Source organism: Amycolatopsis plumensis, assembly GCF_042652605.1.
GTDB lineage: Bacteria > Actinomycetota > Actinomycetes > Mycobacteriales > Pseudonocardiaceae > Amycolatopsis > Amycolatopsis plumensis.
On sequence record NZ_JBHSJY010000001.1, the window covers coordinates 2,701,607 to 2,720,993 of the forward strand.

15 protein-coding genes are annotated in these 19,387 nt (G+C 71.1%); 10 read left to right on the forward strand and 5 right to left on the reverse strand.

Translation table 11 applies throughout. The annotated features are described in order from the left end of the window. The first annotated feature begins 34 nt into the window (after positions 1 to 34). Positions 35 to 1,576, forward strand: coding sequence for an amino acid permease (locus ACFPLC_RS12905; protein WP_378190629.1), 1,542 nt, complete (start codon positions 35 to 37; stop codon positions 1,574 to 1,576). Positions 1,577 to 1,639: 63 nt separating this feature from the next. Here ACFPLC_RS12905 and ACFPLC_RS12910 read toward each other — a convergent pair whose 3' ends face one another. Continuing rightward, a complete protein-coding gene (locus ACFPLC_RS12910; RefSeq protein ID WP_378203809.1) occupies positions 1,640 to 2,875 on the reverse strand; it encodes an MFS transporter in 1,236 nt (411 codons plus the stop codon). Between the two features lie 148 nt (positions 2,876 to 3,023). Between ACFPLC_RS12910 and ACFPLC_RS12915 the strand changes: the two genes are divergently transcribed. After that, entirely contained in the window at positions 3,024 to 4,658 is a 1,635-nt protein-coding gene (locus ACFPLC_RS12915) for a Na+/H+ antiporter (RefSeq protein ID WP_378203806.1), read from the forward strand. On the opposite strand, the gene ACFPLC_RS12920 is transcribed toward ACFPLC_RS12915, so the two are convergent. Then, entirely contained in the window at positions 4,639 to 5,547 is a 909-nt protein-coding gene (locus ACFPLC_RS12920; RefSeq protein WP_378203803.1) for a TIGR03564 family F420-dependent LLM class oxidoreductase, read from the reverse strand. The two genes, ACFPLC_RS12915 and ACFPLC_RS12920, sit on opposite strands and share 20 nt — an antisense overlap. A gap of 190 nt (positions 5,548 to 5,737) precedes the next feature. On the opposite strand from ACFPLC_RS12920, the gene ACFPLC_RS12925 reads away from it, so the two are divergent. Both ACFPLC_RS12925 and ACFPLC_RS12930 read left to right on the forward strand, forming a co-directional pair. Beyond that, the gene (locus ACFPLC_RS12925; protein ID WP_378203800.1) at positions 5,738 to 8,650 is read left to right on the forward strand and encodes an ATP-binding protein; all 2,913 of its coding nucleotides are present in this window, start codon (positions 5,738 to 5,740) and stop codon (positions 8,648 to 8,650) included. 138 nt (positions 8,651 to 8,788) lie between these two features. Further along, the gene (locus tag ACFPLC_RS12930) at positions 8,789 to 9,286 is read left to right on the forward strand and encodes an OsmC family protein (RefSeq protein WP_191315821.1); all 498 of its coding nucleotides are present in this window, start codon (positions 8,789 to 8,791) and stop codon (positions 9,284 to 9,286) included. A gap of 11 nt (positions 9,287 to 9,297) precedes the next feature. Here the strand turns inward: ACFPLC_RS12930 and ACFPLC_RS12935 are convergent, their stop codons facing one another. After that, positions 9,298 to 10,584 carry an adenylosuccinate synthase gene (locus tag ACFPLC_RS12935; protein WP_043787377.1) on the reverse strand — a complete coding sequence of 429 codons (1,287 nt, stop codon included), beginning with the start codon at positions 10,582 to 10,584 and terminating at the stop codon, positions 9,298 to 9,300. Between the two features lie 112 nt (positions 10,585 to 10,696). On the opposite strand from ACFPLC_RS12935, the gene ACFPLC_RS12940 reads away from it, so the two are divergent. The 3 genes from ACFPLC_RS12940 to ACFPLC_RS12950 all read left to right on the forward strand — a co-directional run bounded on the left by ACFPLC_RS12940 (position 10,697) and on the right by ACFPLC_RS12950 (position 13,210). After that, entirely contained in the window at positions 10,697 to 11,341 is a 645-nt protein-coding gene (locus tag ACFPLC_RS12940; protein WP_191315881.1) for a hypothetical protein, read from the forward strand. Positions 11,342 to 11,431: 90 nt separating this feature from the next. Continuing rightward, positions 11,432 to 12,070 (forward strand): HNH endonuclease family protein, encoded by a 639-nt coding sequence (locus ACFPLC_RS12945; protein ID WP_378203795.1) that lies wholly within the window; start codon positions 11,432 to 11,434, stop codon positions 12,068 to 12,070. A 21-nt stretch (positions 12,071 to 12,091) separates the two neighbouring features. Then, positions 12,092 to 13,210 (forward strand): glycosyltransferase, encoded by a 1,119-nt coding sequence (locus ACFPLC_RS12950; protein ID WP_378203792.1) that lies wholly within the window; start codon positions 12,092 to 12,094, stop codon positions 13,208 to 13,210. Between the two features lie 35 nt (positions 13,211 to 13,245). Here ACFPLC_RS12950 and ACFPLC_RS12955 read toward each other — a convergent pair whose 3' ends face one another. After that, the gene (locus tag ACFPLC_RS12955; protein ID WP_378203789.1) at positions 13,246 to 15,129 is read right to left on the reverse strand and encodes an FAD/NAD(P)-binding protein; all 1,884 of its coding nucleotides are present in this window, start codon (positions 15,127 to 15,129) and stop codon (positions 13,246 to 13,248) included. Between the two features lie 171 nt (positions 15,130 to 15,300). Here ACFPLC_RS12955 and ACFPLC_RS12960 point away from each other — a divergent pair, with 171 nt between their 5' ends. The 3 genes from ACFPLC_RS12960 to ACFPLC_RS12970 all read left to right on the forward strand — a co-directional run bounded on the left by ACFPLC_RS12960 (position 15,301) and on the right by ACFPLC_RS12970 (position 18,658). Continuing rightward, entirely contained in the window at positions 15,301 to 15,597 is a 297-nt protein-coding gene (locus ACFPLC_RS12960) for a hypothetical protein (RefSeq protein ID WP_378203786.1), read from the forward strand. A 316-nt stretch (positions 15,598 to 15,913) separates the two neighbouring features. Further along, complete coding sequence (locus ACFPLC_RS12965; protein ID WP_378203783.1) at positions 15,914 to 17,173, forward strand: MFS transporter; 1,260 nt, start codon at positions 15,914 to 15,916, stop codon at positions 17,171 to 17,173. Between the two features lie 321 nt (positions 17,174 to 17,494). After that, complete coding sequence (locus ACFPLC_RS12970) at positions 17,495 to 18,658, forward strand: GGDEF domain-containing protein (RefSeq protein ID WP_378203814.1); 1,164 nt, start codon at positions 17,495 to 17,497, stop codon at positions 18,656 to 18,658. Here the strand turns inward: ACFPLC_RS12970 and ACFPLC_RS12975 are convergent, their stop codons facing one another. Then, positions 18,659 to 19,303: a TetR/AcrR family transcriptional regulator gene (locus ACFPLC_RS12975; protein ID WP_191315828.1), complete on the reverse strand. Its 645-nt coding sequence runs from the start codon at positions 19,301 to 19,303 to the stop codon at positions 18,659 to 18,661. It abuts the gene before it with no gap. Between the last annotated feature and the right edge of the window lie 84 nt (positions 19,304 to 19,387).

Consider the following 19,387-nt stretch of genomic DNA (forward strand, 5'->3'; position numbering starts at 1 on the left):
ATGGTCTGGCCGCATACCTTTCAAGAGGTGCCCGATGGATGTTTCCGACCAGCAGACCACCCCCGACCACGCGGACGACGACAGCGCCCGGCTGCACCAGCTGGGGTACGCCCAAGAGCTCAAACGGACGATGTCGGCGTTCTCGAACTTCGCCGTCTCCTTCACGATCATTTCGATCCTCTCCGGCTGCCTCACCCTCTACGGCACCGGGATGAAGACCGGTGGGCCGGCCGCGATGATCTGGGGCTGGGTGCTGGTCGGCTTCTTCGTGATCCTCGTCGGCCTCGGCATGGCGGAGGTGTGCTCCAGCTACCCGACCGCCGGCGGGCTGTACTACTGGGCGGCGAAACTGGCGCCCCGCAACGGTGCGGCCTGGTCGTGGTTCACCGGCTGGTTCAACCTGATCGGCCAGATCGCCGTCACGGCGGGCATCGACTTCGGCGCCGCGCTGTTCCTCAACGCGTTCCTCGACCTGCAATGGGGCTTCGCGGCGACGCCGGGGCACACGATCCTGCTGCTGGCCATCATCCTCGTGGTGCACGGGCTGCTGAACACCTTCGGCGTCCGGCTGGTGGCGATCCTCAACAACGTCAGCGTCTGGTGGCACCTGGTCGGGGTGCTGGTCATCGTGTCGGTGCTGGCCTTCGTGCCCGCCAAGCACCAAGAAGCCGGCTTCGTCTTCGGGCAGTTCGTCAACCAGACCGGCTGGACCTCGCCGGTCTACGTGTTCGCGCTGGGTCTCCTGCTCGCGCAGTACACGTTGACCGGCTACGACGCTTCGGCGCACATGACGGAAGAGACGAAGAACGCCGCCAAGGCCGGGCCGCGCGGCATCGTCACCTCGATCCTCGTCTCCCTGGTCGCCGGGTGGATCCTGCTGATCGGCCTCACCTTCGCGATCCAGGACTACGACGGCGCCGTCGGTTCCGCGACCGGCGTGCCGCCCGCCCAGATCTTCATCGACGCCACCGGGGTCACCACCGGCAAGTTCCTCCTGCTCATCTGCATCGGCGCGCAACTGTTCTGCGGGATGTCTTCGGTGACGGCGAACTCGCGGATGATCTACGCGTTCGCCCGCGACGGCGCGATCCCCGGTTCGGCCTTCTGGCACCGGATCAACAAGCGGACCCAGACCCCGACCAACGCCGTGTGGCTCGCCGCCATCGGCGCGTTGATCCTCGCCCTGCCGTACCTGTGGAGCGCGACGGCGTACTACGCGGTCACCTCCATCGCGGTCGTGGGCCTCTACGTCGCCTACGTGATTCCTGTGTTCCTCCGGGTCCGCCGGGGCGATTCGTTCGAAGCGGGCCCGTGGAACCTCGGCAAGTGGGGCAAGCCGATCGGCATCGTCGCGTCCGTCTGGGTCGCCTGCATCTTCGTGCTGTTCATGCTTCCGCCGGCTTCGCCGATCACGGTGGACTCCTTCAACTACACGCCGGTCGCCTTCCTCGTGGTGCTGGGCGGGGCCGCCCTGTGGTGGGTGCTTTCGGCCCGGAAGTGGTTCACGGGGCCGAAGGTCCAGGGTTCCGAGGCGGAACTGGCCGCGGTGGAACAGGAACTGAAGGAGCTGGGCTGAGCCGTCGTGAGTGGTAAGGCGGGTTAGAACCCGCCTTACCACTCACGAGCTGCCGCGGCGGGCTCAGGAAGTTGCTTGGCTTTCCGGGGCCGGGGCGCGGCCTGGCGCCGGGGAACGGCGGCCGGGGCGGACCACCGTCACGGCCGCCGCGCCCAGCGCACCGACGGCCGCGAACGCGTAGAAGCCCCACGGATACGCGATTCCCGCCGTCAGCAGCGCGCCGCCGAGGAGCGGGCCCGAGATCGCGCCGACCCGGCCGATGCCGGCGGACCAGCCGAGGCCGGTCGCGCGGATCGCGTCCGGGTAGATCCGGCCGATGTAGGCGTACACCAGCACCTGGGCGCTGAACACGAAGCAGCCGGTCAGGAACACCGCCGCGTACAGCCCGACCGCGGGCAGTTTCACGCTCAACAGGGCCAAGAACACCGCACCCGCGCAGAACCAGGCGATGGCCGACGGGCGGATGCCGACGCGGTCGGCGACCCGGCCCGCGACGAGCAGGCCCACGATGCCCCCGACGTTCAACGTCAGCAGCAGGCTCAGCGCGGCGCCGAGCGGGTACCCGGCCTGGCGCATGATCTCCGGCAGCCACGTGTTCAGGCCGTAGACCAGCAGCAGGCCCATGAACGAGGTGACCCAGAAGGCGATCGTCGCGCGCAGCAGCCCGCCGCGGAACAGCCCCTTGACGGCGTGCCCCGCCGACCGCTCTGCCTCGCGGACCTGCTGGAACGTCTCGGATTCCGGCAGGTACTTCACCATCAGCGGGACCAGCACGACGGCCGGGATCGCGCCGGCGACGAACATCGCGCGCCACCCCAGCGGCGAGATCAGCACGATGCCCAGCAGCGCGGTCAGCACCGCGCCGACGTGGTAGCCGGTCATCACCGTGGTGGTCGCGCTGCCGGACCTGCCCTGGCGCGCGTACTCCGTGACCAGCGTGATCGCCGTCGGCAGGCAGCCGCCGAGGCCGAGCCCGGCGACGAACCGCAGCAGGCCGAAGACGAACGTCGACGGCGCGAACGCGCACAGCAGGGTGCACAGCGAGAACAGCGTCACGGAGATGATCAGGGACTTCCGGCGGCCGATGACGTCGGTGACCGTGCCGATCGCCAGGCCACCCAGCATCATCCCGGCGAGCCCGACGGTCGACACGACCGACGCCGTGGCGGGCGTCAGGCCCCAGACGTGGCCTTTCAGCAGCACGGGCAGCACCGTGCCGAGCACGACCAGGTCGAACCCGTCGAGCAGGACGGCGGTCCAGGCCAGGGGCACGACCCAGGAGCGGGCGCCAGGGGACATCGGAACCTCCGGAGGTGCGTCGGTGCACGTCTTCCGCACAGGTGTGCGTATTGCGAACAAGTATGCACCCGGGGTCCGACACAATCCAGCGGCTTTCCGCTCACCGGAAGTCGAGCAGGGTGGCCCGACCTGCGGAAAGATCGGCCGGGTGGAAATTCTGACGCTGATGGGCGTGCTCGCCGGTTCGCTGGTGCTGACCGCGATCGCCCGGCGCTGCAACCTGTCGGCGCCGCTGCTGGTGGTGGTCGTCGCGCTCGGCGTCGCGCTGATCCCCGGCGTGCCGCGGCTGGAGCTCGAGCCGGAGCTGATCCTCAGCCTCGTGCTGCCGCCGCTGCTCTACTCGACTTCGCTCGAGAGCTCGCTGACGCACTTCAAGCGGGCACTGCGGCCGATCGTCGCGCTCGGCGTGGTGCTGGTCGCCGTGACCGCCGTGGTCGTCGCCGTCGTCGTGCACCTGCTGCTCCCGGACGTGCCGTTCGCGTCGGCGCTGGTCCTCGGCGCGGTGGTGGCGCCGCCGGACGCGGTGACGGCGGTGGCGATCGGCCGCAAGCTCGGCCTGCCCCGGCGGGTGATGACCGTGCTGACCGGGGAAAGCCTGGTGAACGACGCCGCCGCGCTGACGCTGTACAAGGTCGCCCTCGCCGCCGTCGCGGGCACCGCGGGCTCGACCGGGCACGGGTTCGCCGTGTTCGGGGTGGCGACCGTGCTGGGCATCGGCGTCGGACTGGCCATCGGCGCGCTCGTGGTGCTGATCCGGCGGCAGCTCGACGACCCGCTGATGGAGTCGGCGTTCGGGATCATCGTGCCGTTCGCCGCGTACGTCACCGCCGAGCACCTGCACCCGTTCAGCGAGGACTTCAGCGGGTCCGGCGTGCTCGCGGTCGTCGCGGCGGGCCTGCTCCTGGGCCACCGCACGCTGTACGCCTCACCGGCGACCCGCATGCAGGACAGCTCGGTGTGGGCGTCGATCGACGTCCTGCTGGAGGCGCTGGTCTTCGCGTTGATGGGGCTGCAGCTGCCGTTCGTCCTCGACGAGGCGCAGCACGCGGCCCGCGACAACCGGACGCTGGTGCTGGTCGCCGTGGCCGTGCTGGCGGTGACGATGCTGGTCCGGATTCCCGCGGTGTTCACGTCCGCGTACCTGCCGCAGACGGTCCGGCTGTTCGGCCGCGACCGCGAGGCACCGTCGTGGCGGACGCTGGCGGTGGTGTCGTGGACGGGCATGCGCGGCGTGGTGACGCTCGCCGCGGCGGCCGGCGTCCCGGCGAACACCCCGGGACGTGCGGAGATCCAGCTGTTCGCGTACACCGTCGCCATCGGCACGGTGCTCATCCAGGGGCTGACGCTGCCCCCGCTGATCCGCGCACTGAAGGTCGAGGACCCGTCCGAGGCCGCCCGCGACGAGGAAGAAGAGCTTGCCGCGCGCGCAGTCGCGAAGAAGGCGGCGCAGGAGCGGTTGCGCGAGATCAGCCACGAGCGGCTGGCCGCGCTGGACCTGCCCCAGGAGAAGGTCGACCGGCTCAAGGAACGGCTCCAGCGGTTGATCGACATGCGCTACCGGTTCGCCAAGGCGGCGATCACGCTGTCCGGCGAGGAACATTCCGGCAGCCCGCAGGCCCAGTTCGCGAAGGCCCGGCGCGAGCTGCTGATCACCCAGCGCAAGGCGATGATCGAGGAGAACCGCGCGGGCCGGCTCGACGACGAAGTGCTGCGGAAGGTGCTGCGGGAACTGGACCTGGAGGAGATGTCGGTGTCGGCGACGCTCACGAACCGGATGAGCTGAGCGCCGCCCAGGTCCGGAGCCGCTCTTCGGCGGAGCGGATGCCGGTCTGGGTGAGGACGACGTCGGTGGCACCGGCGTCGTAGTACCGCCGGATCCCGTCCGCGACGGTCTTCTCGTCGCCGATCAGGGCCAGGTCCGCGGGGTGGTCCACGCCTTCCGCGTCGAGGATCTTCCGGTACGACGGGATCTGCCCGTAGAAGGCCATCTGCTCGACGGCGAGCGCACGGACGGCGTCGGGATCGTCGGTGACCACGGCGGGAACGGCGGCGATGACGCGTTTGCCGTCGGGGAGGGCCGGGACGATCACTTCGGAGAGCGCGCGCGGACCGGCGAGGTAAGGGAGGGTGCCGTCGGCCAGTTCCCCGGTGACGGCGAGGGCCTGCGGTCCCATCGCGGCGACGATGACCGGGATGTCCCCGCCACCGGCCACAGTGGACGGTCCGAGTGCCCGCGCGGTGATCGTCTCGCCCGCGAACTCGACGGTCTCCCCGGCGAAGACCCGCCGCAGGACGGTCAGGTATTCGCGCAGGTGCCGGATCGGTGGCGGGTATTCGACGCCGTAGACGGGCTCGAGGAAGCCTTTCGAGCCGAGCCCGATCCCGAGGGTGAACCGGCCGCCGGTGGCGGCCTGCGCGGTCTGCGCGGCGCTCGCGACCAGGAACGGGTGCCGCGGGTAGGTGGGCACGACCGAGGTCCCGATTTCGATACCGGGCACCTCCCGCCCGGCCAGCGCGGCGATCGCGACGGCGTCCTGGCTGAGCGGCAGCTGCGAGAACCAGACCGACTTCAGGCCGGCCTCCGCGGCTTGGCGGGTCTGGGTGATCAGTTCGTCGACGAGGTTCGGTGCCGAGTCCGTGTCCCCGGCCGGCAGCGCGACTCCGATGGTCATGAACCCAAGTTAGCGAGCGGCGCCACCGATTTCCGGCTTCCCAGAGGCTGGGACCGGCGGCGCGCACGGCGAGCCCCCTCGCCCCGCCGTGCGCCCCGCCCGTCGACCCCACCGTGGCAGCGAGGCTGTACAGGATCGGCACATCCGGCGAACATCGAACGAGCACGCCAAGCGCACGGGGAGGGATGGCGTGGAGTTCCTGCTCCTCGGCCCGGTCGAGGTCCGGTCGGGATCCGGGCACCTGCAGCTGGCCTCACAACGGCAGCGCGCCCTGCTCGCCGCGCTGCTGCTGGCGCCCGGCGCGGTGGTCGCGCCGCACCGGCTGATCGAGGTCATCTGGGGCGAGACGGCTCCGCCGTCGGCGGCGGCGAACCTGCGCACCCACGTCGCCCAGCTGCGCCGGCAGCTCGCCACGCTCGACGGCGGTGCCCGGCGCATCCACGCCCGGGCCGGCGGCTACCTGGTCGAAGTCCGGCCGGGCGAACTCGACACCGAGCGGTTCGAGCACCTCGCCGCGGCAGGGCGCCGGGCGCTGCTCGCGGGCGACGACGAGTCCGCCGCGGCGACACTCGGGCGCGCTTTGGCGCTGTGGCGCGGCCATCCGCTGGGCAACCTCGCGACGACCACCGCGGTGGAGGGCGAGGCACAGCGGCTGGTCGACGCCCGGCTCGCCGCCGTCGAACACCACTGCCGCGCGCGGCTCAACCTGGGTGCGTGCGCCGAGGTGGCGGCCGAGCTGCACCGGCTGGTGGCCGATCACCCGCTGCACGAACGGCTTTGGGCCTTGCTCATGCTCGCGCTGGCCGCCGCCGGGCAACCGGCGGCGGCGCTCGACGCCTACGACACGATCACCAGCAGGCTGGCCGGTGACCTGGGTGCCGAACCCGGTCCGGATCTGCGCGAGGCACAACTGGCCGTGTTGCGGCACCAGGTCGCCGCCGCCCCCTCGCCACTGCGTCCCGCGCAGCTTCCCCGTGCCGCGGCCGGCTTCCGCGGCCGCCGCACCGAACTGCTGGCCCTCGACCGGCTGCTGCCCGGCGGCGACGGGCCGCGCCTCGGCGTCGTCGTCGGAACCGCCGGGGTCGGCAAGTCGGACCTCGCGACGCAGTGGGCGCACCGCGTCCGCGACCGGTTTCCCGACGGGCAGCTGTACGCCGACCTCCGCCGCTCGGCCCGGCCGGGACCGGTTCTCGCGCGGTTCCTGCGGGCGCTGGGTGTCCCGGCCCGGCAGATCCCCGAGGACGTCGACGAAGCCGCGGCGTTGTACCGGTCCGTGCTGGCGGCCAAGTCCGTGCTCTGCGTGCTCGACGACGCGCTCGATCCCGGGCAGGTCCGGCCGCTGCTGCCCGCGGCACCGGACTGCGTGGTCCTGGTGACCAGCCGCAACCGCCTGGACGGCTTGGTCGCCCTCGACGGCGCCCAGCGCGTTTCGCTGGACGTTCTCGACGCGGCCGACGCGGCGGCCGTCCTCGCGGCCGCGATCGGGTCCGGACGGGCAGCCCGCGAACCGGCGGCCACCGCCGAGCTGGCCGAGACGTGCGCGCGGCTGCCGATCGCCCTGCGCATCACCGGCGCCCAGCTCCGGCACCGGTCCGGCCGCCGGATCGCCGACCACCTCGCCGACCTGCGCGCCCACGGCGTGCTGGACAGCCTGACGACCGACGGCGAGACCAGCGCGGTCCGCGGCGCGTACGACCTTTCCTACGCCGCCCTGGACACCGCGACCCGCCGCACGTTCCGGCTGCTCGGCCTGGTGCCCGGGCCGGACACGACTTCCGCCGCCGTCACCGCGCTGACCGGTGCGCCGGCCGCGACGACGGCTCGCCACCTCGAACGGCTCGCACTGGCCCACCTCGTCCAGGAGCACGCGCCGGGCCGCTACCGCCTGCACGAGCTCCTCCGCCAGTACGCCGCCGAGCGCGCGGACCTCGAGTGCGACGAGGAGGAACGCGACACGGCGACGCGTGCCCTGCTGGAGCACTACCTCGTCCACACCGGCGCGGCCGCCGGCCTGCTGTACCCGGACCTCCTGCGGCAGAACGCGCCGCAGCGGCGCGTGTTCGGAAGCGAGCAAGCCGCGCGGACGTGGCTCGACGACGAAGTCCCCAACCTCGTCGCGGCGATCCGGCACGCTCACGCCCACCGGTACCACCGGACGGCCTGGCAGCTCGTCGACGCCCTGCGCGGGCACAGCATGACGGCCTGGCTGGCGGAAAGCCCGGAACTGGCCCGGATCGGCCTCGCCGCCGCCGACGCCACCGGCGAGGCCGAACTGCGCGCGGCCGCGCACAACAACCTCGCGGCCACCAGCGCACTCCGCTACGACTTCGAGCCCGCCGTCACGCACTTCCGGGCCGCTCTCCGGCTCTACCGCGAACTCCGGTTCCGGCGGGGCGTCGTCGGCGTGCTGGAAAACCTGGCGACCCTCCACCTCTTCACCGGCGACCTCGACCGGGCGGGCACGCTGTTCGCCGAGGCCGCCACGCTGGACCCGGAGCGCAACCCGGTCTGCCGCCGCAATGTCGGCATCCTCCACGAACACCGCGGCCGGCTGGCCGAGGCAACCGCGATGCACAAGGCGCTGGCCACCGACACGCGGTGTCCGGACGACCTGCTCCTGCTCGCCCGCGTGGTCGCCCGCGCGGGCGACTACGGCACGGCCCGTTCGATCGCCCAAGAAGCCGCCGAGCTCGCCCGGCACATCAACGACCGGTGCACCGAGGCCTACGCGTTCGCGGTGCTCAGCAGGGTCCACGCCGGCACCGGTCACACCGCACGAGCCGTTCGCCTGGCGGAGGAAGCGCTCGAAGCCGCGCGCGGTATCGGGGACACCGGCGCCGAGATCGCCGGGCACGCTGCGCTCGCGGTGAGCAGGCTCGCCGGCGGGCGCCACGAGCAGGCTCTGCTCAGCGGCCACCACGCACTCCGCCTGGCCCGGCGGGCCGGCGTCCGGTTCGACGAATGCGAAGCGCTCATCACCATCGGGCACGCCCACCGGGCAGCCGGTGCACCCGAGCAGGCCGGCCACTACCTCGGGGCCGCTCTGGAACTGGCGAAAACCCACGGGTACCACGGACTCGCGGCCGTCGCCGGGGGCGCGTGACCCGCGGATATCGGCTGCCGCGGCTGCGGGCAAGCGCTTCCGGATGCCGGACACCCCGGCTCCCAACGCATGAGAACCCGAGCGGGCCGCCGTGACATCGCCCACCCTGAAGCGAAATCACGATCTTCAGGAGAACCCATGTCGCTGACCGAAGTCATCGAAGGCACCCGCAAGGCCGTCGACGCCGATCCGCACAACGCCGCGGTTTCCTTCAGCGTGGACCACGCGCTCAAGCCGGGGACCAGGACCGAAGTCGAGGTTAAGGTGCGGGATCACCGCTTCACCATCGATGAACCACCCGCGCTCGGCGGGACCGACCAGGCCGCCAACCCCGTCGAGTTCGCGCTCGCCGCCCTCGGGTCCTGCCAGGTGATCACCTACCAGTTCTGGGCGGCGAAACGCGGGATTCCGCTCGACTCCGTCAAGGTCACCGTCGACGGGGACCTCGACCTGCACGGCTTCTTCGGCTTCTCCTTCAACACGCGGCCCGGCTTCGGGGACGTGCGCGTGTCCGTCGAACTCGAAGGGCCGGCGAGCCGGGAGCGCTACGAAGACCTCAAGCGCGAGGTCGACGAGCACTGCCCGGTGCTCGACCTGTTCCGGAACGAAACGCCGGTCAGCACGAAACTGACCTAGACGACAGCGCCTTAAACAAACGTGTGCCGCACGATCGTCTGCTCCCGGCCCGGGCCGACGCCGATCGCGGAAATCCGGGCGCCCGACAGCTCTTCCAGGCGCTCGACGTACGCGCGGGCGTTCGCCGGGAGCTCCTCGAACGTGCGGCACGCCGAAATGTCCTCGAACCAGCCCGGGTGCTCTTCGTAAATCGGGATCGCGTGGTGCACGTCGGTCTGCGTCATCGGCATGTCCTGCGTGCGGAATCCGTCGACTTCGTAGCCGACGCACACCGGAACCTTCTCCAGGCCGGACAACACGTCCAGCTTCGTGAGGAAGTAGTCGGTGATGCCGTTGACGCGCACCGCGTACCGCGCGATCACCGCGTCGAACCAGCCGGTGCGCCGCGACCGGCCGGTCGTGACGCCGAACTCGCCGCCCTGCTTGCGCAGGTACTCGCCGGACTCGTCGTGCAGCTCGGTCGGGAACGGGCCGGAGCCGACGCGCGTGGTGTAGGCCTTGAGGATGCCGAGCACCGTCGTGATGCGGCCCGGCCCGATGCCCGAACCCGCGCTCGCGCCGCCGGACGTCGGGTTCGACGACGTCACGAACGGGTACGTGCCGTGGTCGACGTCGAGCAGCGTGCCCTGCGAACCCTCCAGCAGCACCGTTTCGCCGCGCTCCAGGGCCTGGTTGAGCTGCAGGCGCGTGTCCGCGATGCGGTGCGCGAACTTCTCGCCAGCCGCCAGCACCTCGTCGGCGACCTGGTCGGCGTCGAGCGCCTTGCGGTTGTAGACCTTCACCAGCACCTGGTTCTTGAACTCCAGCGCGGCTTCGACCTTCTGGCGGAAGATCTTCTCGTCGAGCAGGTCCTGCACGCGCACGCCGACGCGGGCGATCTTGTCCTGGTAGCACGGCCCGATGCCGCGGCCGGTGGTGCCGATCTTGCGGCTGCCGAGGTAGCGCTCGGTGACTTTGTCGATGGCCACGTGGTACGGCATGATCAGGTGCGCGTCGGCCGAGATCAGCAGCTTGGACGTGTCGACGTCCCGCGCTTCCAGGCCGGACAGCTCCTCGAGCAGCACGCCGGGGTCCACCACCACGCCGTTGCCGATGACGTTGGTCACGCCCGGGGTCAGGATGCCGGACGGGATGAGGTGCAGGGCGAAGTTCTCGCCGTTCGGCAGGACCACCGTGTGGCCGGCGTTGTTGCCACCCTGGTAGCGGACGACCCACTGGACGCGGTCACCCATCAGGTCGGTGGCCTTGCCCTTGCCTTCGTCTCCCCATTGGGCACCGATGAGCACGATGGCCGGCATGTGACACTCCAGGTGTTCGACGACTGAGGTTTAGTGTCCCGGACGGACACCGGTGGCGCTGACGAAATGCCGGTGCATGACTGTAACGGAGGACCTGCGGGTGCGCGGAATCGTGGTGGCCTGTGGCGACGGCGCGGCCGGCTTCGAAGAGGTCGACGACGTCGAGTCGATCCGCGTCCCGAGCCGTCCCGGCAAGGCGGAAATCGACCCCTTGCTGGGCGAACACGATCATCTGGTCGTCTCGGGCACGGACGCCGACCTCGCCGCGGTGGTGCTGCGCCTGCTCCGGAAGGACGCGATCTCCGGCGTGTCGGTCGGGTTCGTGCCGTCGTCGCCGGACTCGGTCGTCGGCGCGCTCTGGGGACTGCCGAAGACGCCGCTGCAGGCGCTCGCGCTGGCGTTGCGCGGCGAGGTCGACCCGGTGCCGCTGATCCGAGACGACGTCGGCGGCGTGCTCGTCGGACGCGGGCAGCTGCGGCTGGTCCGCGGCGTCGCGTACGCCGACGAGCAGGTGGCGCTGCGGGGGCCGGCCGCGTCGATCGAGGTGACGCCGGACCCGGGCGGCCCCGGCCTGGCCGTCCGCGTCGTGAAGGGCACCGTCTTCAAGCGGCCGACGACGCTGTACTCGCGGGCGTTCCAAATCGGCTGCATCCCGACCCGGCCGGTGCGCGACGACGTCGTCTTCGAGCGCGCGGTGAACAAGTGGACCTGGTACCGGCACACCGAGGACCTGCGGCTGGTCCGGGGAGCCATTTGACGGACAGCAACATGTCACCTATACGTGTTGTACGCGCCACTCCCGTGCTTCAGGGTTAGCTGTCCCCACCCCTGACCCGGAGGCGGCAAGATGCCAACCAGGCGTGCTGTTCGTCATTCATTCACCGTCCTCGCGATCGCCACCGTGCTGTCCGGAACCCTGGCCGGCGTCGCGGACGCGACCCCGCCCGGGATCCCGTCGGCCACCACGGCGAAGTCCGAGCTCGCGGCCCTGACCGTCAAGGCCGACGGCTCGCAGACCGGCTACAGCCGCGACAAGTTCCCGCACTGGATCGACCAGGGCAACAGCTGCAACACCCGTGAAGTGGTGCTGAAGCGCGACGGCACGAACGTGGTGACCGATTCGAGCTGCGCCGCGACCTCCGGCAAGTGGGTCAGCCCGTACGACGGCGCGACCTGGACCGCGGCGTCCGATGTGGACATCGACCACGTCGTGCCGCTGGCCGACGCGTGGCGCACCGGTGCGTCGTCGTGGACGACCGCGCAGCGCCAGGCGTTCGCGAACGACCTGTCGGATCCGCAGCTGATCGCCGTGACCGACAACGTGAACCAGGAGAAGGGCGACAAGTCGCCCGACCAGTGGAAGCCGCCGCTGGTCGGCTACTGGTGCACCTACGCGAAGATGTGGGTGGCCGTGAAGTACAAGTTCAAGCTGACGGTCAATTCCGCGGAGAAGACCGCGTTGACCGACATGCTCGGCCGCTGCTGAAAAACCGGTACGCTCGGGGCGGTGCGGATCCTCATGACGTGCCGCCCGGCGTACGGCCACCTCTTCCCCCTGCTGCCGCTGGCGAACGCGGCGCGCGCGGCCGGGCACGAGGTCGTCTTCGGCACCGGCGAAGCGTTCGTCCCCAAGGTCCGCGAACTCGGCTTCGAAGCCCACCGCGTGGGCGTTTCCATGGCGGACGCGGAAGCCGAGGCCAAGCGGCGGCACGGCGAGGACGCCGGCTTCCACGACGTCGGCATCACGATGTTCGCCGAGGTGCTGCCGCGGGCGACGATGGCCGACCTGCGGCCGCTGCTGCCCGGGCTGCGCCCGGACCTGGTGGTCTACGAGCAGAGTGACGTCGGCACCGGTGCACTGGCGCAGCGGGCGGGCATCCCGGCCGTCTCGCTCGTGATCGGCCGGTCGGTGTCCCCGGAGGTCCTGTCCGTGGCGGCCGAACGGCTGGCGCCGCTCTGGGACACCCCGCCCGCGGACGCCATGCTCGGCGACGCCTGCGTCGACGTCTGGCCCGACAGCGTCCGCGATCCCGGTACGGCGGCCGTGCCGAAGGTGTTCCGGATGCGCCCGACGCCGTACGACGCCGACGTCCCGCTGCCGCCGCTCCCGCGAGACGGCTTCGTGTACCTGACGCTGGGCACGGTGGTCTTCGGCGCGACCCAGGTGCTGCGCGGGGCGATCGCCGCCCTGTCGCGGCTGCCGGTGGACGTGGTCGTGGCGGTCGGCCCGGGTGATCCCGCGGCGCTGGGCCCGGTGCCGGAGAACGTGCGGGTGGCCGGATTCGTGCCACAGGCCGAAGTGCTGGAACACGCGGGCCTGGTGGTGCACCACGGCGGCACGGGGACGGTGCTCGGCTCACTCGCCGCGGGTCTGCCGCAGCTGATCCTGCCCCAGGGGGCCGACCAGTTCGCCAACGCGGAGGCGCTCTCGGCCCTCGGCGCGGCGAAGGCACTGGTGGGCGACGCCATCCGCATCGACGCGATCGAAGCGGCGGCCCGGGAACTCCTGGACGGCTCGGCGGCGCGAGAGATCGCGCAGGGCGTTGCGGCCGAAATCGCCGCCATGCCCGCCCCCGAGACAGTGCTCGACGATCTGGTCGCCTGGAGCTGGGAACGCAATGAATGACTCATTCCTGGCGTCGGACGCCAGGAATGAGTCATTCATTGCATCGCGGGGTTGGCCAGGGCCAGGATTTCGCGGGCTACGGCGTCGTTCTGGCGGAAGGACAGCGCGTTCGTCCGCGGCCGGGTAAAGGCCGCCGCCGAGCGGGCGCTCGTGTGCGGGCCCACCGCGAACCGGTGCGGGTGGGGGCGGCCCGTCCCGTCGAGCAGGCGGGAATCCGACACCCGCGTGTGGATGCGGCCCGACGGCAGCAGGGCCCCCGTCACCGGGTCCGCCACCGTCTCCTCCGCCAGTTCGCCCGCGTCGCGCAGCTGCCGGAGCAGGCCGTCGGCCGCGCGGGTCACGCTCGGCTCCGGCAGCCGCGCCTCGATCAGCGTGCGGGCCTCGACCGTCTCCGGGTGGCTCGCCGACGACGCCACGAAGACCCCGCGCTCCGCCGTCACCCGCATTTCCGCGCCCGCGAAGGACACGATCCCGGCTTCGTGCAGGGCCAGCAGCTCCTCCAGGCGGCGCGGCGGCGGACCGCTGGCGTAGTAGGAGAAGAAGCCGTGGAACCAGCCGTCCATATCGGACACCTGGGACGCCGCGTCCAGTCGTCCTTTGTGGACAAGTACGGGCAGCTGGCCGTACACCGACAGCAGCGCCATGAAGGCGCCGAGGTCGGCGCTGAACTCCTGGTTCGCTCGGCGCGCCAGGTCGGCCTCGACGTACTTGCGCAGCTCCTTGCCGAACTCCTCCGCCGTGCCGAACTCGCGTCCCGCCATCGGCCGGTCCAGCCGGTCGAGGTCGAGCCGGTCGGCCTCGGCCGGGACCGCTCGCGCGACGAGTTCACGCATGGACGGCGAGTCCCACGCCAGGTCGGCGAAGGCGTCGGCGAACACGGCGAAGTCCATGCGGACGCGCTCGGGGTGCCCGGTGAACAGCTCGCTGTAGTAGCCCCAGGCCAGTTCCTTGGCGATCAGCGGCCAGACGTCGGCGCGGAAGTCGAGCGCGTCCCCGGCCAGCGCGTCCATGGCGTACGCGTCGAAGAACCTGGGCAGCCGCAACGGTTTCCCGCGCAGCCGGTAGCCGATCTTCGCGTGGTAGGGCACCCCGCGCCGCGAGCCGACGTGCAGCACCGGCTCCGCGCCGCTCGGGTGGTAGCGCAGGCCGCCGCACGGCAGGTCCTCGAACCGGCCGCCGCGGCCCTCGGTCAGCAGCAGCATCAGGTCGACGAACGCCAGCCCGAACCCGCGCACCAGCACGGTTTCCCCCGGTTCGACACCCGCGTAGTCGACGTCGGCGGTGTAGCCGGCCGGGTAGTAGGCCAGCCCGTGCCGCGCGGCGAACGCCACCAGCTCGCGCTCTCGCTCATCGGGTTCGGCGTCGAGGTGCCCGACGGTGAAGACGACGGCGTCCGCCACGACCGCCGAGCCGTCGGACAGGTGGACGGTGCGGCCGTCGACCCCGGTCGCGCGGGCCGCGTGCTCGACGACGTCGATGCCGTCGGGCAGGTCCTCGACGACCTTCCGGTACACCCAGGTCAGGTAGGCGCTCTGCAGCCGCCGCGTGGGGAAGTGGAAGGGGTCGAGCGCCGTCAGCTCGCCGGCGACGTCGGGCGGCACGTCGGCGTCGAGCCCGCCGTCACGCACCTTCCGCGCCCACTCCAGCAGCGACGGCCCCGGCCGCACCGGGCCCGCCATCTTCACCGACTCGTCGGTGAACATCGTGACGTCCTCGGGCATGGAGTTCATCCGCAGCAGCGGTGACTGGTCGTAGCGCCACACCCGGCCGGGCCCCGGCGGGAACGGGTCGATCAGGTGCACCTCGAGCCGGCGGCCGCCGGACAGCTCCGCGGCGTTCGCGCCGAGCCGCTCGAGGACGCCGACCCCGCGGGGTCCGGCGCCCACGACAGCCAGGGTGAACGGCGCGAGATCGGCCACGAACCCGAAGCTACGCCGGGGTTCCGGCGCCGGAAGCCCTTCCCACAGGGCGGAACCCATCCACGCCGCCCCCGGCTCCGAATCCCTCGGGCACACCGGCGAAAGGAGCGAACTTGACCTTCGTCCACCCAGGCGCCCGGGCCTCGAACACCGACCTCCACCTGCGAATACTTGGCCGATGAGATCGGTTCGCCGCACCGCGTCCACACCGCGCAGGACGTGGTCGGCACCCTGCTCCGGGGGAACTGGGCGATCTTCGCCCACGAATGGGCCGATCCGGACGGGATCGACCCCGAGCACTGGCGGGACGTCGTCGAGGCCGCCGCGGAGGCGGCCGGGGTCGACGTCGAGTTCGTGGTCATCCCGCGCCGGTCCCTGACCGTCGTGTTCAACCGGGCGGCCCCGCCCACCTTCGAGCAGGTCCGCGCGTCGATCGAGGTCATCGAACGCGCGCGCGGCCGGAACTGAGGCGCCCGTTTCCCCGGGAGTCACCTCCCGCTCGCGAGGTGGCTACTTTTGCCCCTGGCGACCGACCAAGCGGTACGGAATGATCCATCGGTGACTCCTGGGCGACCGGTCAGACACTGCGGGCTATCGTCTGACCCGTTCGGGAAAGCTCCGTGACACCTTCGATACCGGCGAAAGAACCTAGAGATTTACCAACAGTCACGGGACACTGGCTGAGGTAACTCACGTACCGTGACTGCCTCATGACCGACTGGTCGTCTCGTCACCGGAGGTCATGCGAGGGTCGCGGTCTGCACAAGAGGTCGGGAGAAAACGCATGGCAGCACCGCCGGATCGCGTCACGTTCCGCGAGGTGTTCGGGATCGCCGAGTTCCGGGCACTGTGGTTCGGCGAGCTGCTCTCGATCGCCGGCGACCAGCTGGCCAGGGTCGCGCTGTCCATCCTCGTGTTCACCGGGACGAACTCCGCGACGCTCACCGGCCTGACCTACGCGCTGACGTACGCGCCGTCGCTGCTGGGCGGCATCTTCCTGACCGGCTTCGCCGACCGCTTCCCCCGCCGCAGCGTGATGGTGCTCGTCGACCTGCTGCGGGCCGGCCTGATCCTGCTGGTCGCCCTGCCCGGCATGCCGTTCTGGCTGATGTGCGTGCTGGTCGGCGGCGTGTCCCTGGTCAACCCGCCGTTCAAGGCGTCCCAGCTCGCCCTGCTGCCGCAGGTCCTCGAAGGCGACCGGTTCGTCGTCGGGATGGGCATCCGGAGCATGACCGTGCAGACCGCCCAGCTGCTCGGCTTCGCCGGCGGCGGCGCGCTGCTGATCGCCCTCGACCCGCACGTGGCGCTGGTCGTCGACGCGGCCACCTTCGTGCTCTCGGCCCTTTTCGTGCGCTTCGGCGTCCGCGCCCGGCCGGCCGCGGCGACCGGCGAGCAGCGCAAGTCCTTCTTCGCGACGCTCGGCGGCGGTGGCCGGACGGCGTTCGCGAGCGGGCCGCTGCGGACACTGGTGCTGTTCACCTGGCTGATGGGGCTGCTGCCGGTCTACGAGGGCATCGCCGCGCCGTACGTCACCGCGGCGGGCGGCGGGCCCGAGGCGATCGGCCTGCTGCTCGCGGCCGACCCCATCGGCAGCGTCATCGCGACCTTCGCCTACACACGCTGGGTGCCCGCGCGGCTGCGGCCGAAGCTGATCGGCCCGCTGTCGGCCCTGTGCGCCGTGCCGCTGGTGCTCTGCTTCCTGAACCCCGGCCCGGTCTCGTCGATCGTCCTGTTCATCGTCTCCGGCGGCCTGGGCACGGTCTGCCTGCTGCAGGCCACCGCGTCGCTGACCCTGGCCGTGCCCGACGAGCAGCGGGCGCAGGTGATGGGCCTGTCCAACACGGGCCTGACCACGATGATGGGCATCAGCCCGCTGATCGGCGGCGTGCTCGCGGATCAGCTGACCCCGCACGGGACGGTCGGGATCTTCGGCATCGCGGGGATCGTGCTCACGCTGCCGCTGGCGGCGCTGTGGAGCCGGGCGCTGTCCGGCGAGCCGGATCGATGGATCGACAAAGAAGCCGCACGCGCCGAACATGCATGACATGCCCCGCGCGTGGGCTCGACCTGCGCGACCTTGCGGTGCGCTGTGCGGTCACTGTTCTTTGCCGCGCATCGCTGGCCACCTCTCGTTCCGGTGTCAAAGAAAAAGTACACACCGAAAGCCCTTGTGGACAGCAGGCGAACGGTCTGAAACTGTCCGTGAGTACTTTGTCACCGTACAACCACGCAAGGGTCTGGGGGAAAAATGGTCACATCGGGGGAACAGCGCGGCCAAGACTTGATTTCTCGGGCGCGGGGCTGGGCACTGTGGACCCGCCCCCGCGACTGGATCATCGCGACGCTGACCGCCATCACGGTCATGCTGAGCTGGACGGCCGTCTCGCTGTTGACCGTGCCGGTCACCGTCGCCCAGCTGGGCACGTTTGCGCTGCTCACAGCCCTGGCCGTGGCGCAGACGGAGGTCAGCAGGCGGCTGGAGCGGCAGCGCCGCATCCTCAGCAACGGGCCCTACATCTCGATGACTTCGGTGTGGCTGCTGCCCGCCGGCCTGCTCCTGCCGGCCCAGCTGATCGCCGCGCTCGGCGTCGTCCTGTACGTCTACTTGGCGTTCCGTAGCTGGTCTGGCACCCGTCCGGGTGAATTTCACCGCGTGGCCGCGAACGCGACCACGATGATCCTGTCGGCCTTCTCCGCCGGTGTCGTCGGTCACATGACCATCGGCAGCGGCGTGGCGACGGTGACGCTGGCCGCGCTGGCCTTCTTCACGGTCAACACCGCGCTGACCGGCCTCGGCCTCTACCTGGCCGACCCGAAGAACGCGACCCCGGTGTCCTGCCTCGGCACCATGGACGACAACCTGCTCGAGCTGTCCACTTTGTGCGTCGGCGCGCTGCTGGTGATGGTCCTCAACGAGGAGCCGCTGCTGTCGGTGCTGGTCATCCTGCCGCTGTACGTGCTGCAGCGGTCCGTGCTGATCAAGCGGCTGGAGGAGCTGGCCACCACCGACCAGAAGACGCAGCTGCTCAACGCCACCACCTGGCAGGACGGCGCCCAGCGCGAGATCTCGCGGGCGGAGCGGGAGAACGGCAGCTTCGGCGCCATGATGATCGACCTCGACCACTTCAAGCGGATCAACGACACCTACGGGCACCTCGCGGGGGACGACGTGCTCAAGGCAGTCGCCGCCGTGGTCAAACAGGAGACCCGGGCGCACGACCTGGTCGGCCGGTTCGGCGGCGAGGAGTTCGTCGCGCTGCTGCCGTCGACGTCCAAGGAAGACGCGATCGTCACCGCGGAGCGGATCCGGCAGCGGGTCAGCGAGCTGATCATCAGCACCACGACCAACGAGGGCGCCGCCGTCGACATCGAACGGCAGACGGCGTCCATCGGCGTCGCCGCGTACCCGCTGGACGGTTCGTCCATCGAGGAGGTGATGGCGTCCGCCGACGCGGCCGTGTACGCGGCCAAACACGGCGGGCGCAACCGGGTGGTGGGGTCGGCCGCGGCGGCCTTGGCCGCGGCTTAGCTACCGCAGCCGGTCGATCACGTCGCTCGCCTTGGTCTGCAGGCGGGCGACGCCGCCCACGGTGAATTCGGTGAGCAGGTCGATCAGGGCGTCCTGGTCCGGCGGCTCGCCATCCCAGGTGGCCTGGACCAGTGACTCGGTCATCGCGAAGAACAGCGTGACGAGCGCGCGGTCCGCACGGCCGGAGTCGATGCCGTGGGCGGCCCACCGCTTGCGGCTGGCTTCGGCGTAGACGACGGCCAGCCTCTCCCTCAACCGGGTGAGAGCGGGGTCGCCCGCGCGCTCGGCCGCGCGGAGCACGCCGTAGCCCTCGGGGTGGTCGGCGACGAAGGTGACCATGTTGGCGTAGTTGGCCCGCGCCCAGGCCCGCAGCCCGGGCTGCTCGTCGGCCACCGAAGGGCCCGCGATCGCGGTGAAAGCCCTCTCTTCGGTTTCCGCCACGACCTCGGCGAACAGCGTCGCCCGGTCGCCGAACTGCTCGTAGACGGCCTGTCGCGAGACGCCGGCCTCGCGCGCGATCTGCTCGATCGTCGCGCCCTGCATCCCGTGCTGCGCGACGACCCGCGCGGTCGCCTGCAGAACGCGGGCGCGCTGCTCCGAAACCGGGAGCTTGCGCGGCCGCCCGCGCGGAGCGGGGCTTGACATAGTGGTCCACCTCACGTGACTCTTTTTCCGACACCTCTGTCTAAAAAGGTGTTCCCCGCGCACTCGACCTGCTCAACGAGGAGC

Excerpts from the sequence above, each read along its gene's own strand:
- ACFPLC_RS12910 (WP_378203809.1), bottom strand. The coding sequence starts at position 2,875 with ATGTCCCCTGGCGCCCGCTCCTGGGTCGTGCCCCTGGCCTGGACCGCC.
- ACFPLC_RS12965 (WP_378203783.1), top strand. The coding sequence starts at position 15,914 with ATGGCAGCACCGCCGGATCGCGTCACGTTCCGCGAGGTGTTCGGGATC.
- ACFPLC_RS12945 (WP_378203795.1), top strand. The coding sequence starts at position 11,432 with ATGCCAACCAGGCGTGCTGTTCGTCATTCATTCACCGTCCTCGCGATC.
- ACFPLC_RS12930 (WP_191315821.1), top strand. The coding sequence starts at position 8,789 with ATGTCGCTGACCGAAGTCATCGAAGGCACCCGCAAGGCCGTCGACGCC.
- ACFPLC_RS12905 (WP_378190629.1), top strand. The coding sequence starts at position 35 with ATGGATGTTTCCGACCAGCAGACCACCCCCGACCACGCGGACGACGAC.
- ACFPLC_RS12920 (WP_378203803.1), bottom strand. The coding sequence starts at position 5,547 with ATGACCATCGGAGTCGCGCTGCCGGCCGGGGACACGGACTCGGCACCG.
- ACFPLC_RS12975 (WP_191315828.1), bottom strand. The coding sequence starts at position 19,303 with ATGTCAAGCCCCGCTCCGCGCGGGCGGCCGCGCAAGCTCCCGGTTTCG.
- ACFPLC_RS12935 (WP_043787377.1), bottom strand. The coding sequence starts at position 10,584 with ATGCCGGCCATCGTGCTCATCGGTGCCCAATGGGGAGACGAAGGCAAG.